General features: G+C 56.1%; 11 protein-coding genes. 8 read left to right on the top strand and 3 right to left on the bottom strand.

Annotated features, from left to right (window positions below; translation table 11 throughout):
• Nucleotides 1-793, bottom strand: a 793-nt coding sequence (locus tag ABYV26_RS09660; protein WP_372680459.1) for a lipid II flippase MurJ, incomplete at its 3' end; no start/stop codon positions are given.
• 110 nt (nt 794-903) lie between these two features.
• On the opposite strand from ABYV26_RS09660, the gene rpsT reads away from it, so the two are divergent.
• The gene (gene rpsT, locus ABYV26_RS09665) at nt 904-1,167 is read left to right on the top strand and encodes a 30S ribosomal protein S20 (protein WP_372680461.1); all 264 of its coding nucleotides are present in this window, start codon (nt 904-906) and stop codon (nt 1,165-1,167) included.
• Between the two features lie 89 nt (nt 1,168-1,256).
• Here rpsT and lptE read toward each other — a convergent pair whose 3' ends face one another.
• Nucleotides 1,257-1,778 (bottom strand): LPS assembly lipoprotein LptE, encoded by a 522-nt coding sequence (gene lptE, locus ABYV26_RS09670; protein WP_372680463.1) that lies wholly within the window; start codon nt 1,776-1,778, stop codon nt 1,257-1,259.
• A gap of 221 nt (nt 1,779-1,999) precedes the next feature.
• Complete coding sequence (gene leuS / locus ABYV26_RS09675; protein ID WP_372680465.1) at nt 2,000-4,594, bottom strand: leucine--tRNA ligase; 2,595 nt, start codon at nt 4,592-4,594, stop codon at nt 2,000-2,002.
• A 306-nt stretch (nt 4,595-4,900) separates the two neighbouring features.
• On the opposite strand from leuS, the gene ABYV26_RS09680 reads away from it, so the two are divergent.
• The 7 genes from ABYV26_RS09680 to ABYV26_RS09710 all read left to right on the top strand — a co-directional run bounded on the left by ABYV26_RS09680 (nt 4,901) and on the right by ABYV26_RS09710 (nt 14,009).
• Entirely contained in the window at nt 4,901-6,394 is a 1,494-nt protein-coding gene (locus ABYV26_RS09680; RefSeq protein WP_372680467.1) for a ribonuclease E/G, read from the top strand.
• A 350-nt stretch (nt 6,395-6,744) separates the two neighbouring features.
• Nucleotides 6,745-7,116: a preprotein translocase subunit YajC gene (gene yajC, locus ABYV26_RS09685; RefSeq protein ID WP_372680469.1), complete on the top strand. Its 372-nt coding sequence runs from the start codon at nt 6,745-6,747 to the stop codon at nt 7,114-7,116.
• Between the two features lie 165 nt (nt 7,117-7,281).
• On the top strand, nt 7,282-8,832 hold the full coding sequence (secD, locus tag ABYV26_RS09690) for a protein translocase subunit SecD (protein ID WP_372680471.1): 1,551 nt from the start codon (nt 7,282-7,284) through the stop codon (nt 8,830-8,832).
• Nucleotides 8,833-8,885: 53 nt separating this feature from the next.
• On the top strand, nt 8,886-9,920 hold the full coding sequence (gene secF / locus ABYV26_RS09695) for a protein translocase subunit SecF (RefSeq protein ID WP_372680473.1): 1,035 nt from the start codon (nt 8,886-8,888) through the stop codon (nt 9,918-9,920).
• The gene (gene dprA, locus ABYV26_RS09700) at nt 9,921-11,060 is read left to right on the top strand and encodes a DNA-processing protein DprA (RefSeq protein ID WP_372680475.1); all 1,140 of its coding nucleotides are present in this window, start codon (nt 9,921-9,923) and stop codon (nt 11,058-11,060) included.
• Nucleotides 11,053-13,359: a type I DNA topoisomerase gene (gene topA / locus ABYV26_RS09705; protein WP_372680477.1), complete on the top strand. Its 2,307-nt coding sequence runs from the start codon at nt 11,053-11,055 to the stop codon at nt 13,357-13,359. The genes dprA and topA overlap by 8 nt, the downstream gene beginning before the upstream one ends.
• A 95-nt stretch (nt 13,360-13,454) precedes the next feature.
• A complete protein-coding gene (locus ABYV26_RS09710; RefSeq protein ID WP_372680479.1) occupies nt 13,455-14,009 on the top strand; it encodes a Tex-like N-terminal domain-containing protein in 555 nt (184 codons plus the stop codon).
• The last annotated feature ends 80 nt before the right edge of the window (nt 14,010-14,089 follow it).

Here is a 14,089-nt window from a genome sequence, read left to right on the forward strand (position 1 = left end):
CCAAGATGTTGATCTGATAGACCGCCGCACCAAAAATGGTGGGAAGCATGAGGATGCCGACCTTTTTCATCGCCGGATGCCACAGTCCGGAACGTGCCCAGAACCGGACGCCATGTTTCGCCAGATAAGGCAGCTGCAGGGCCAGTTGCAGCACTCCGCCCAACAGCACCCCGCCGGCCAGCCCAATGGCTTGAATCGTTTCGGAATCCGAAAACCGGGAAACGGCAAAAACGGCGCCGATCATGGCCAGGTTCAACAGGACCGGCGCGATGGCCGGGGCCGCGAAATGGCCCAGCACATTGAGAATCCCCATACACAAGGCCACCAGTCCGATCAGGGCTACATAGGGAAACATGACACGCGTCAGTGTGACGGTCAGGTCCATCTTCTCCGGCAAGTCGGAAAACCCGGGGGCGACCGCCTGAATGAGGATTGGCGCGGCGACCACGCCAATGATCGATACGACCGACAGGCAGACCAGCAGCAGTTTCAAGGCGCTCACGGCCAGGCGAAGTCCATCCTCGCGCCCCCCCCTGAGCAGGGTGTCCGTGAAAACGGGCACAAAGGCGATGCTCAACGACCCCTCCCCGAACAGGCGGCGCAGCAGGTTGGGAATCCTAAAGGCGGCAATAAAGGCATCCGCCGTCATTCCGGCACCAAAAAAAGAGGCCAATACCATGTCCCGGACATAGCCGAAGAGACGACTGAGCAAGGTCGCCCCCCCCACCACCCCGGCGGCGCGGGTGACATTGCGGTTCTCACGGATTACCTCGTGTCCGGCCTCTGAATTCATAGGCTCCTGATCTGAAGTGGAAGGCACAATAACCCTTGACTTGCCACATTTTTTTGGATATCAGGAAGTTTTGTATTTTCCCAATTAATTTCCGAAAGGAGTAACAGAAGGTGGCCAACCATAAATCAGCATTGAAGCGCGCCGGCCAGAATGAGCGTCGGCGCCTGCGCAACAAAGCCGTTCAAACTCGGGTAAAAAACGTGGTCAAGGATGTGCGCCTTGCCGTGGCGCAAGGTACGGAAAATGCCGTAGAGCAGCTTAACGCAGCCAAATCCGCCATCGACAAAGCAGCAAAAAAAGGGGTGCTCCACAAAAAAACCGCCTCTCGCAAGGTTTCCCGTCTCAACCGCCAGGTCAACGCTCAGCAAGCCTGACCCGTGCCGGCACCCAGCGGCAGACGTAAGCGGCCGCCGATGGTTTTTGCCCAATGCGTTCCAAGCGTGGCGGTGCGGGCGCTCAATCATCAGAAGTCATCCGTCAGCCGGTCGAAGGCGGATTCTGCCAGTTTTCTGGACACGACGGCAATGGCATCGGATTTGTTCCGATCCGTTGCCGTTTTATTCCCATCCACAACCGAATAGGCCTGGCGCTCGACGATATTGCCAGACGACCATAGTATCCGTCCCTCGGGAGATTCCAGTCGCAGGTTCAGTGTACCGGTCACCCGGCGCTCCACCGCCGTCGACACCGTTGAGCGGGCAATATTTTCCACCGAGATGGAAACGATGGTCCCGTTCAGAATACCATCGGCCGAAGACCGGTCCTGAGCCAAGCTTTCCTTTCGGTTCCGGGTGAATTCATAGATCAGGTCGTTGGTGAAGGTGCTCTCCGCGCCGGTTTCGGCGGACCGGTTCTCCAGGATGGGTATAAATACCCGGGATACACCGGTTGGAAACCCCCCGCTGCCGGCAAAGTGGTAGCCGCATGCGCTTAGCGCCAGTGCCAAAAAACCAACCAACCCGATTGTACCCCATCTGAATTTCATCAACACCCCTTTTGAGTGGTGCGTTCAGTGTTACGCTTTGCGTCTTAAGTGATTCAGTTGATGGCTACTATCGAATATATGCCTCTAAACGGGTACCCGATGCTATGAATCTGTTAGTTGGTCGTATAACCCACAGGTCATAAAAGGGTTGTACCGGCTTGTATGAAATCGATTCCAATCCTTCGCTTAACACTTAACACGTTATCACTTAACACTTCATTTTAAATAACAATATTAACGAGCTTGTTTTTTATTATAATCACCTTTTTTATCGGCTTTCCGTCGACAAACCGGACGATCCGTTCGTCTGCCAGGGCCCGTTGCTTCAGCGTGTTTTCGTCGGTATCCAAATCGGCCGAGAACCGGCTGCGCAGTTTGCCGTTCACCTGGACAACCATTTCGACCTCATTTTTTATCGTGGCTGCTTCGTCGAAATGTGGCCAGCGGCAAAGCAGGATACTGTCCGCGTGGCCAAGGGCCTCCCACAGCTCATCACAGAAATGGGGAACAATGGGAGACAACAGCAACAGAGTCGTCTCCAAGGAAAAACGCATGGTCCGATTACCCTTGCCATCCGAGTCAGATTCGTCGATGGCCTGCATGGCGTTGACCAGTTCCATGACCGCACTGATGACCGTGTTGAAATGAAACCGGTCCTCGATATCCTGAGTGACCCGCTTGATGGTTGCATGGGTTTTTCGATAGAGTTCCTGGAAGGGTTCATTTAAATCCTGGAGATCGCCCGGGTCGGGTGCACCATCATCCAGCAGCGGCAACCAACGTTCGGCCAACCGCCAGACTCGCTGAAGAAACCGGAAGCTGCCCTCCACGCCCTGCTCGCTCCACTCCAGATCCCGTTCGGGTGGTGCGGCAAACAGGCAAAAGAGCCGGGTGGTGTCGGCCCCATATTCGTCCAACAAAATGTTGGGATCGATGACATTCTTTTTGGATTTGGACATCTTTTCGACCCGCCCGATCGCCACCGGCTGGCCGCATTTCAGGCAGGTCCGCCGGCCATCGCCGTCTTCCGCGACCTGTTCAGGAAAAAGAAAGCCATGTTCAGCGCAGGCCGTGGTCTCTTTGCAGACCATACCCTGGGTGAGCAGCCGGGTGAACGGTTCTTTGAATTTTACCAGTCCCAACGATTCGAGTACTCGGGTAAAGTAGCGTGAATAGAGCAGATGTAAAATGGCGTGTTCCACACCGCCGATATACTGGTCCACCGGCATCCAGTAGTCGACCGCCCGGGTGTCGAACATGGCCGTGTCGCAGCGGGGGCTGCAGTACCGCTGGAAATACCAGGATGACTCCACGAAGGTATCCATGGTGTCGGTCTCACGGCGGGCATCCTCTCTCCCGCACCCGGGGCAACGGGCCTTGCAAAATGCCGCCAGCACAGGAAGCGGCGAGCGTCCGCCATCCAGGAGGTTGGCATCTTCAGGCAGCACGATGGGTAGGTCCGCCTCGGGTACGGGAACGATGCCACAGTTGTCACAGTGAATCATGGGAATCGGCGCGCCCCAGTAACGCTGTCGGGAGATGCCCCAGTCTCGCAGCCGGAAGCTGATGGTCTTTTTGCCGATGCCGTTCTTATCCATAAAGGCGGCAATGGCTTCCATGGCCTCCCGGTTGCCCAATCCGTTGAAATCCCCGGAATTGACCATGGTCCCGTCACCGGTATAGGCAGCATTCATGGTGTCGCCCTCCAGTTCCTCGTCATGAGGACTGACCACCACGATTACCGGCAGGCCGTATTTACGGGCAAAATCCAAGTCCCGCTGGTCGTGGGCCGGAACGGACATGACGGCGCCGGTACCGTACTCCATCAGGGCGAAGTTGGCCGTATAAATGGGCATTCTGCGGCCGTTCATGGGGTTGATGCAATAAGCGCCGGTAAACACGCCTTCCTTTTCATAGTTTTCGATGGCCTTGGTGGAGCGGTCCTGAAGGGAGATGCGCTCGACGAAAGCCGCAACAGAAGCCTCCTGGTCGGTACCCGCCGAGAGTTGGGGGACCAACGGGTGCTCAGGTGCCAGACACATGAATGTGGCCCCGAAGACCGTGTCCTGTCGAGTGGTGAACACGCTGATGACCGCCTCGCTCTCCGCCACGGGAAAACGGATCTCCGCACCGACGCTTTTACCGATCCAATTGCGCTGCATGGTGGTCACCTTGTCCGGCCAACCGGGAAGCAAGTCGCAATGGACCAACAGGTCTTCGGCAAAGTCGGTAATCTTGAAAAACCACTGCCACAATTTCTTCTGGCGTACCGGTTTTCCGCAGCGCCAGCACAAACCCGCCTCCACCTGCTCGTTGGCCAGCACCGTCTGGCAGGGTTCACACCAGTTCACGTAGGACTCTTTGCGGTAAGCCATGCCCCGCTCGACCATCTTGAGGAAGAGCCACTGCTCCCAGCGGTAATATTCGGGGCGACAGGTGGCCAGTTCCCGGTCCCAGTCATAGGAGAAGCCCAATCGCTTGAGCTGGATCCGCATGGCGTCGATATTTTCATAGGTCCACTTGGCCGGATGGGTGTCGTTGGCAATGGCCGCGTTCTCAGCCGGCATACCGAAGGCATCCCAGCCCATGGGGTGAAGGACATTGAATCCGCGCATCCGTTTGTAGCGGGCCACGACGTCTCCAATGGTGTAATTTCTCACGTGGCCCATATGGATTTTACCCGATGGATAGGGAAACATTTCCAGCAGGTAATATTTTTCCTGGTCAGGCTTCTCGACGACATTGAACAACCGGTCGTCCTGCCAGCGGTTCTGCCATTTGGCTTCGATGGACGGGGGATCATAGCGTGAATCCATGAATCTTCCTATCTTCTTGCGAATATTATTAATTTTGGTTAGACTTGCGTGCATCCTCATGCCATAAAGCCCGGTAAAGATCAAGAGCCGTTCTGGCCATCCCACCGACCGTAACACCCTGGTCGATGGCGTCTAACCGGGTGATTGGAAGATAAGGCCGGCTGTCCGTCGATCGCTTATCGATTTCGCGGGTCTTTCTTTTTGTGGAATTTGCCTAAAAACCCATTGACTTGGTTGTAACAATTCCTTATTTATACGAATTTAACATTGACAACCCCAAAGTGGAAGGAACAGAGCCGCCTCCTAATGACCAGTAAAATTCTCATTAACGCTGTGGACCCTGAAGAGGTTCGCCTCGCCATCGTCAAGGACAGCCGCCTGGAAGAATTTCATATCGAAAGCACAGCCAGGGAAATTCTTCACAGCAGCGTATACAAAGGGGTGATCACCCGCGTCGAACCCAGCCTTCAGGCCGTGTTTGTGGACTTCGGTGCCGAACGTCACGGTTTTTTGCAAAAGCAGGAGATTCACAGCGACTATTATCAAGGTCCACCGGCCAACGGCAACACCATCCAGAACCTGGTGAAGCGTGGCCAGGAGCTGATGGTACAGGTGACCAAGGACCCCATCATGAAAAAAGGGGCCATGCTGACCACCTTCATTTCTCTGCCCGGTCGCTACGCCGTGCTGATGCCGGGAAGCGACAGCCGGGGCATTTCACGCAAAATTGAAGACGAAACCGAACGCAAGCGGCTCAAGGGGATCGTGGACAAGTTGGATCTGCCCGAAGGCTTCGGTATTATTATCCGCACCGCCGGCCAGGGCTGCACCAAAACCATGCTGGCCAAGGATATCCAGTACCTGTTGCGCCTGTGGAAAAACATCACCGCCCGGGCCGTGAAGGCGCAGGCGCCCTCGGCCCTGTACAAGGATCGAAACCTGGCCGTCCGCTCTATCCGCGACCACTTTACCCCCGACATCAAGGAAATTTTGATCGACGATGAGGCCGTCCACCAGGAAGTGAAAAGTTTCGTCCACATTATCGCGCCGAAACAGACCAGCATCGTCAAGTTTCATAAATCGGACAAACCCCTTTTCACCCGGTTCCAGTTGGAAGACCAGATCGCGACGATATTCGACAACCGCGTGACGCTCAAGTCCGGCGGATCGGTGGTCCTCGAGCGCACCGAGGCGTTGGTGGCCATTGACGTCAACTCCGGTAAAGGCACCCAGAAGAAAAACGTCGAAGAGACTGCATTGATGACCAACCTCGAAGCCGCCTCAGAAATCGCCCGGCAGCTCAGGATCCGTGACTTGGGGGGCCTCATCGTGGTGGATTTTATCGATATGCGCGAACAAAAGCACCGCAATCAGGTGGAAAAAACACTTCGCGCCAGCATGAAGCAGGACCGGGCCCGGGTTAAAATCGGTAAAATTTCAAAATTCGGCCTGCTGGAGCTCTCCCGCCAGCGCCTGCGGCCATCCATCGATTTTGGCAGCATGGAAACCTGTTCGCGCTGCGGCGGAAAAGGCCAGGTGTCGTCCGCGGAATCCCTGGGGCTGAGTGTTTTAAGGAAACTCAAGCTGGACACCTTAAAAGCGGATATCTTTCAAGTCACGGCACAGTTGCCCGCCCCGGTGGCGGCCTATCTGCTCAACCGTAAACGAAAGGAACTGAGTGACCTGGAGGGTAAACGATCGATAGGAATCACCATTATCGGCCGGGATGACCTGATCCCCGGCCAGATGGAGATTGTCTACGACAAGAAAACCAAAGCCGCGGAGACCCCTCCCATATAAGACAAATCACAATCACCAAAAACCAAATAACAAACAAACGGCTGGGTTTGATCTTAATTGAGATTTGGAAATTGTAATTTGGATTTTTTTGGAGATTTGGTGCTTGTGATTTGTTATTGAATAGTTGGAGTATCTATTGTGCTGTTTCCGGTTCATCCCGGTTGGGCGTTTTCCGCTATATTTTGACCGGGATCGTTTCCCATCCGAAAGGAACTATTTGACGGGGCGGATGATTTGCAGTATACCAGCGCCACTTTTAACGGTTGCCAAACAAGCATGACGCCGGCGAATGCGATATCAAGCGTATACCGGCGGCCGCTTGAAATATCCGACAGGAGGTTTTGATACCAATGAATATCGCTTACGCTATGGGACAGGGGGGGGCAGGCGCCCCAGGTGGCTCGGGAGGATTCGCGTCGTTCATTCCGCTGATTTTGATGTTTGTCATCTTTTATTTTCTGCTGATCCGCCCCCAACAGAAAAAAACCAAAGAGCATCGGCAGATGATTGACAACCTGAAAACCGGTGATCGGATTATCACCAGTGGCGGTCTTCACGGACGGATCACCGGCGTCTCGGAAAGCGCGCTGACAGTGGAAATCGCTGAAAAAGTTCGCGTGAAAGTCAACCGGAGCAGCGTGTCCGCGCTGATGCAGACCTCCCCACCCCCGGCCGCGCCCAAAAAAGAAAAGAAAGACAAAACCGACAACGGCAAATCCTAAATTCAAATCGGTTTTTCCTGAAAAGCCCCATTGCCACCGGACCATTGACCTGAAACGACCGCGGTTTCGCCTGCAGTCGGTCCAGGGGTGAAACGGCGGCTGGGGCTTTGCCGTGTATATCGTGAAAGGAACGAAGCGTTGAAGAATCTTTCGTGGAGGCTCATCGTGATTGCGGCCGTCATCCTTGCCGCTGTGGTGTATGTGATTCCGACATTTCAACCCGGGGTCTGGCCCCATAAAAAAATCAACCTGGGCCTCGATCTTCAGGGCGGCATGCACCTGGTGCTGGAGGTCGATGCTGACAAAGCCGTTGAAAACACCATCGAGCGGGTGGGCCAGGAGATGCGGGATCTGTTGAGAAAAGAACGGATTCGCACCTTGGGCATCGAACGGGTGGAAACCGTCAAGTTGGCCGTTAAGGTCGCCGAGGAGGACAACATCCAGCGTTTCGAAGACCTGCTGGACGAAGAATTCCGCGATCTTCGGATTGCCGACCGGACCGTCAATGACGGTGTGCTGAGGATCGTACTTGACCTTCCCGACAAGGAAGCCGATCATATCCGCAACCTGGCAGTGGATCAGGCCCTGGAGACCATCCGCAACCGCATTGACCAGTTTGGGGTCAGCGAGCCGGACATCCGCATTCAAGGCGAGCGACGAATCCTGGTCCAGCTGCCGGGCATCAAAGACACCCAGCGTGCCAAAGAGCTGATCGGCAAGACCGCCCTGCTGGAGTTCAAACTGCTGGACGAGGATCACGACGTGAACGCCGCGCTGAGTGGAAACATTCCCGCCAGCAGCGAAATCCTTTACGAAACCAAGGAAGACCCGACGACCCGCCGCGTCCAGAAAACACCCTATCTGATCAAAAAGCGCACATCCTTGACCGGGGCGTATCTGACCGATGCACGGGTGCAGATCGACAGTCAGTACAATGAGCCGTATGTCTCGATCACCTTCGATAAAAAAGGGGCCCGGCTCTTCGAGCGCATTACCGGTGAAAACGTTAAAAAACGCCTGGCCATCGTGCTGGACAACAACGTCTACTCTGCACCGGTCATTCAGGACAAAATTGCCGGGGGAGAGGCCCGCATTACGGGGAATTTCACTACCGAAGAGGCCAGGGACCTGGCCATCGTGCTGCGTGCCGGTGCGCTGCCGGCACCCGTCCAGATCCTGGAAGAGCGGACCGTCGGTCCCTCTCTGGGGACCGACTCCATCCAGATGGGCCTGCTTTCCATGGGTGTCGGCGGTATCCTGGTGATCCTGTTCATGATCGTCTACTACAAAGGATCGGGAATTGTGGCCGATTTCGCCCTGATTCTCAACATCCTGCTCATCGCCGGCGGATTGGCTGGTTTTGGTGCCACGCTCACCCTGCCGGGTATCGCCGGCATCATCCTGACCATCGGCATGGCGGTGGATGCCAACGTATTGATCTTCGAGCGGATCCGAGAAGAGATGACTCTGGGCAAAACACCCAGGGCAGCCGTGGATGCCGGTTACGCGCGGGCAACGCTGACGATTATGGATGCCAACGTCACCACCCTGATCGCCGCCCTGGTGCTGTTTCAATTCGGTACCGGTCCGGTAAAGGGTTTTGCCGTCACCTTGAGTCTCGGGGTGGTGGCCAGCCTGTTCACCGCGTTGGTGCTGACGCGCGCCATATTCGATTTTCTGCTGATCAATCGTAAAGCTCGAACCATCAGCATCTAACAGACTGTTGCACCCTGGCCGGCAACGCAAAACCACAATCAAGGACTTGATTCATGCAGTTTATCAAACCGGGTATCAACATCAATTTCATTGGAAAACGCAAAATCGCCTTCGTACTGTCGCTGGTGATGATTCTGATCAGCATCGGTTCACTGGTGGTCAACAGGGGCCCCCGCTACGGGATCGACTTTGCCGGCGGCACCCTGGTCCAGGTCAAATTCGAGGCACCCGTCACCATCGACCAAATCAAGTCCGGACTGACAGCAATGGAACTGGCCGCTTCTGCGGTTCAGCAATTCGGTCAGGCGGACGATCATGAGTACCTCATCCGCACCGATGCCAGCAACCCGGCCATGGAAGGACTGGCGGAGGAGATCGAAAAAAATCTCAAGGCAGCCACCAATGTGCCGGTTGAGATCCGTCGCGTCGAAATGGTCGGCCCCCAGGTGGGGCAGGACCTGCGAGAAAAGGCCCTCTTCGCCATGTTTTACGCCCTGCTCTTGATCACCGTCTACATCTCCGGCCGGTTTGAGCTGAAATGGGCCATGAGCGGCATCGTGGCAGCCGCCATCATGGGGGCGGTCTACCTGCTTTCCCTGTTCAATGTCTCCGTTCCCTTTCTCATGCTTGCCGCCCTGGTCGTCTCTTTGGTCATCTTCTGGTTTTTTGAATTCAAATATGCCATGGGAGCCATTGTGGCCCTGATCCATGACGTGACCATCACCGTGGGCATGTTCTCCCTCTTCGACAAAGAATTCACCCTGCCCATCGTTGCTGCGCTGCTCACCATCATCGGCTATTCCCTCAACGACACCATCATCGTATTCGACCGCATCCGGGAAAACCTGCGCAAATATCACAAAGAGCCCCTGAGCATCATTTTAAACAAGAGCATCAATGAAACATTGAGCCGAACCATCCTTACGTCAGGTACGACATTGATCGTCGTGATCGCCCTGTTCATCCTGGGCGGCGGAATCATCCACGATTTTTCATTTGCCCTGCTGGTCGGGATCCTGGTCGGCACCTATTCGTCAATCTTCGTGGCCAGCCCCATCCTGCTGGCATGGCAGACCCGGAGAAAATAGATGGCTTCGTTACGGCCCTGGTTCGCCCTGAAAAGCGTGCCAGGGGTCGGCAATTTGTTGTTTCGACGGCTGGTGGAGCAGTTCGGATCGCCCGAAGCCGTCCTGATCGCAGACGGCCCTGCGTTGCAAGCGGTCCAGGGTGTCACGGTCCGACTGGCCGCATCCATCCAACATCACCGGGTCCCCGATGCGGTTGACCGGGAGTTGGACGCGGTCCGCCAAAAAGGATACACCATCGTCACCCAGGCAGATCCTCGTTTTCCCCCGCTCCTGAGCCAGATTCCTGACCCGCCGCCATTTTTATACGTTTACGGATCCCTGCCGGACACCGGGCTGAACATCGCCGTTGTGGGGTCCCGCAATGCCACCGACTATGGCATGACCACTACACGCCAGCTTTGTATGGAACTGGTCAGGCAGCAGGTGAATATCGTCAGCGGTATGGCCAGGGGGGTGGATACCGCGGCTCATTCAGGTGCCATCGCCGCCGGCGGGCGTACGGTTTCTGTACTGGGTACCGGCCTCGATCACATTTACCCCAGGGAAAATAAACGGTTGTTCCACCAGATCGCCGAAAATGGTGCCGTGGTCACCGAATTTTCCCTCGATACCGGCCCGGATGCGCACCATTTTCCGGCCCGCAACCGAATCATCAGTGGCATGTGCCACGGCACGGTCGTGGTGGAGGCCACTGGCCGAAGTGGATCGCTGATCACCGCCCGCTTGGCCGCCGAGCAGAACCGGGAGGTGTTTGCCGTCCCTGGAAACATTCACTCGTTCAAAAGCGTCGGCACCCATACCCTGATCAAAGCGGGTGCTAAACTGGTGGTGCATGCCGGGGATGTCCTGGATGAATTTGAGCACATTCAACCCCGTGGGCAGCGCCCATCAACACCACCGAAACCGGCATTACCGGCATTGACGGATGACGAAGCCGTGGTTATCGGTAGTCTTGAAGCCGACCCCGTTCACATCGATGACCTGGCCAGACGCCTGACGCTTTCGTCAGGCCGCCTGTCCGGGCTGCTGCTTCAGTTGGAACTCAAAGGACTGGTGGTCCAATCACCGGGCAAACGGTTCTGCCTGACGCCCGGCGTCGATCGACAACACAAACCCAATCAAGAGGTATCCAGTGAGTAAACCCCTGGTGGTCGTAGAATCACCCACAAAGGTCAGAACGATTAAAAAATATCTCGGCGACGACTACAACGTGGCCGCAACCGTCGGACACATCAAGGACCTGCCCAGCAAAGACCTGGGCATCGACATCGAAAACGACTTCACGCCGCAATACAAGACGATTCCTGGAAAAACAAAAGTGTTGAGCCAGTTGAAGTCGGCCGCCGGCGATGCGACAGACATCTATCTGGCCACCGACCCAGACCGAGAAGGGGAGGCCATTGCCTGGCACACCTCGGAAGTGCTCAAAAAAAAGGGGCGCAATTTTCACCGGGTGCTGTTTCACGAACTGACTAAAAAAGCGATTCTCGAGGCCATGACGAAGGCCCAGGATATGAACCGGGACAAGTATGAAGCCCAACAGACCCGCCGCATCCTGGACCGACTGGTGGGTTACCAGATTTCGCCCCTGCTGTGGCGAAAGGTGAAAGGCGGTCTCAGCGCCGGCCGGGTGCAGTCTGTGGCGGTGCGTATTATCTGCGACAGGGAGCGGGCCATTCAGGCTTTCACACCCGTGGAGTACTGGTCCATCACCGCCAATCTGAAAGGAGTGGCACCGCCGGCATTTGCGGCCAAGCTGGTGCGAAAAAATGGGGAAAAGATCGAACTCCCGGATGAAGCCGCAGCCAAGGCTGTCTTAAAAGACCTGGAAAGCGCTCAATTCGTCGTTGACAAAGTCGTCAAAAGGACCACACGGCGCAATCCCTTGCCGCCCTTCATCACCAGCAAGCTCCAGCAGGAATCGATTCAAAAGCTTCGCTTTTCGGCCAAAAAAACCATGATGGTGGCCCAGCAGCTCTATGAAGGCATCGACCTGGGTCCGGGTGAACCCGTGGGGTTGATCACTTACATGCGGACCGACTCCACCCGCATCGCCGACGAGGCGGCGCAGGAAGCCTTGGCGCTGATCAACCAGCGGTTCGGCAAGGCATACGCCATGGACCGGCCGCGCTTCTTCAAGAATAAAAACAAGGCTCAGGACGCCCATGAAGCCATTCGCCCGACATCGGTCCATCACACGCCGGATCAGGTCAAACGCTATCTGTCCAAAGATCAGCTGGCCTTGTACACCCTCATCTGGCAGCGTTTCGTGGCCTCCCAGATGGCCCAGGCGCTCATCGATCAAAAGACCCTCTCCATCGCCGCCGGTGACTACACATTCACAGCCAGCGGCTCTTCGGTAAAATTCCCCGGCTTTCTCGCCGTGTATCAAAGTGCCGATGACGAAGCGGAAAGCAGCAGGAAAAGCCAGCCACTGCCGGAGTTGGCTGAAAAATCCCAGCTGGAACTGCTGGGGATCGATCCCAAGCAGCATTTTACCCAACCGCCGCCACGATTTTCAGAAGCGTCCCTGGTCAAAGAGCTTGAGGAAAACGGCATCGGCCGACCCAGCACATACGCCGCCATTCTCTCCACCATTCGGGGCAAGGGCTACGTTGAACTGATCAACCGGTATTTCAGGCCCACGGAATTGGGATTCATCGTCAACGATCTGCTGATTGCCAGCTTTCCGGAAATCTTCGATGTAGAGTTCACCGCCCGCCTGGAGACCGACCTGGACCGGGTGGAACAGTCTGAGGTGGAGGCATTGACGATCCTCAACCAGTTTTACGGCCCCTTCAGCCGGAAACTGGCAGAAGCCGGAGAAAGCATGCTCAGCGTCAAGGGCGTTGGCATGCCCACGGACCTGACCTGCCCGTTGTGCCAAAAAAACGCCCTGCGCATCAAGATGGGGAAGAACGGCCATTTTCTGGCCTGCTCCGGCTATCCGGAATGCACTTACTCCAGCGATTACGAGCGGGATGAAAAAGGGGTCATCGCTCCGGTGGCACCGGTTCAACAAAGCGAAGCGACCGACAAAGTCTGCGAACTGTGCGGCAAACCCATGGTGGTCAAACGGGGCAGATATGGAGATTTTCTCGCATGCACCGGCTACCCGGAATGCAAACATACCCAGTCCCTAAACGGTGGACCCAATGCCAAGCCTACCGGGGTCTCCTGTCCCGAAAAGGGCTGCGACGGCGAAGTCGTGGAAAAATCATCCAAACGGGGTAAAATCTTCTACGGGTGCAACCAGTATCCAAAATGCAGTTTCGCCACTTGGGATAAGCCGGTGGCCATCCCCTGCCCCGCCTGTGGCAATGCCTACATGGTCGAAAAAACAACCAAACGGGACGGCACCGTACACGTCTGCCCCAACCGCGACTGCAAACACCGCCAGGCGCCGAGTGAAGCCCGAAATCCGCAGACTGAAGACTGAAGTCGGAGTACGGAGATCGGATAAGTCTGTCTACCACGAGCTATTGGCTATGAGCGAATTAACACTCAACAAACCCAATGAACACAATAAACTCAATGAACTCAACAATCCCAACTAACCTTTCCCATATTGACCTCATCAGCGCGGAAATGCACTTAAATCCAGCGCAGATCAAATCCGTTGCCCAACTGCTGGAAGACGGCGCCACGGTACCCTTTATTGCCCGCTACCGCAAAGAGGCCACCGGCAGCTTGGACGAAGTAGCCGTGTCCGCCATCCGGGACCGATTGGGCCAGTTGCAGGAGTTGGACAGCCGTCGGGAAGCCATCCTGAAGTCTCTGGCGCAGCACGGCCACTTGACCGAGGATCTCCAAACCCAGGTGCAGGCCGCAGAATCGATGTCGCGTTTGGAGGACCTCTACCTGCCCTACCGGCCCAAGCGACGAACCAAGGCCACGATTGCCCGCGAAAAGGGCTTGGAACCGTTGGCCCTGGCCATTCTGGCCCAAACCGGGGCGGACCCGATCGAGTTGGCCGGCGGCTATGTGGACCCTGAAAAAACCGTAGATTCCGTCGACGCAGCGCTGTCCGGCGCACGGGACAGATGGTGGAACTGCTGCGGGATCTGGCCACCGGAGAGGGGGACCTGACCCGGGAACTGCCCCTGGCCTACGTCGACTGCTCCCGGGTGAAAGGCTGCGGCCACGAGGAGTGCGCATGTTTCGGCAAA

It is taken from the genome of Desulfosarcina sp., from assembly GCF_041551955.1.
Lineage (GTDB): Bacteria > Desulfobacterota > Desulfobacteria > Desulfobacterales > Desulfosarcinaceae > Desulfosarcina.

What these genes read in the sequence shown, in the direction of transcription:
- lptE (WP_372680463.1), bottom strand. Translation starts at nt 1,778, where the DNA reads ATGAAATTCAGATGGGGTACAATCGGGTTGGTTGGTTTTTTGGCACTG.
- leuS (WP_372680465.1), bottom strand. Translation starts at nt 4,594, where the DNA reads ATGGATTCACGCTATGATCCCCCGTCCATCGAAGCCAAATGGCAGAAC.
- ABYV26_RS09680 (WP_372680467.1), top strand. Translation starts at nt 4,901, where the DNA reads ATGACCAGTAAAATTCTCATTAACGCTGTGGACCCTGAAGAGGTTCGC.
- yajC (WP_372680469.1), top strand. Translation starts at nt 6,745, where the DNA reads ATGAATATCGCTTACGCTATGGGACAGGGGGGGGCAGGCGCCCCAGGT.
- secF (WP_372680473.1), top strand. Translation starts at nt 8,886, where the DNA reads ATGCAGTTTATCAAACCGGGTATCAACATCAATTTCATTGGAAAACGC.
- dprA (WP_372680475.1), top strand. Translation starts at nt 9,921, where the DNA reads ATGGCTTCGTTACGGCCCTGGTTCGCCCTGAAAAGCGTGCCAGGGGTC.
- ABYV26_RS09710 (WP_372680479.1), top strand. Translation starts at nt 13,455, where the DNA reads ATGAACTCAACAATCCCAACTAACCTTTCCCATATTGACCTCATCAGC.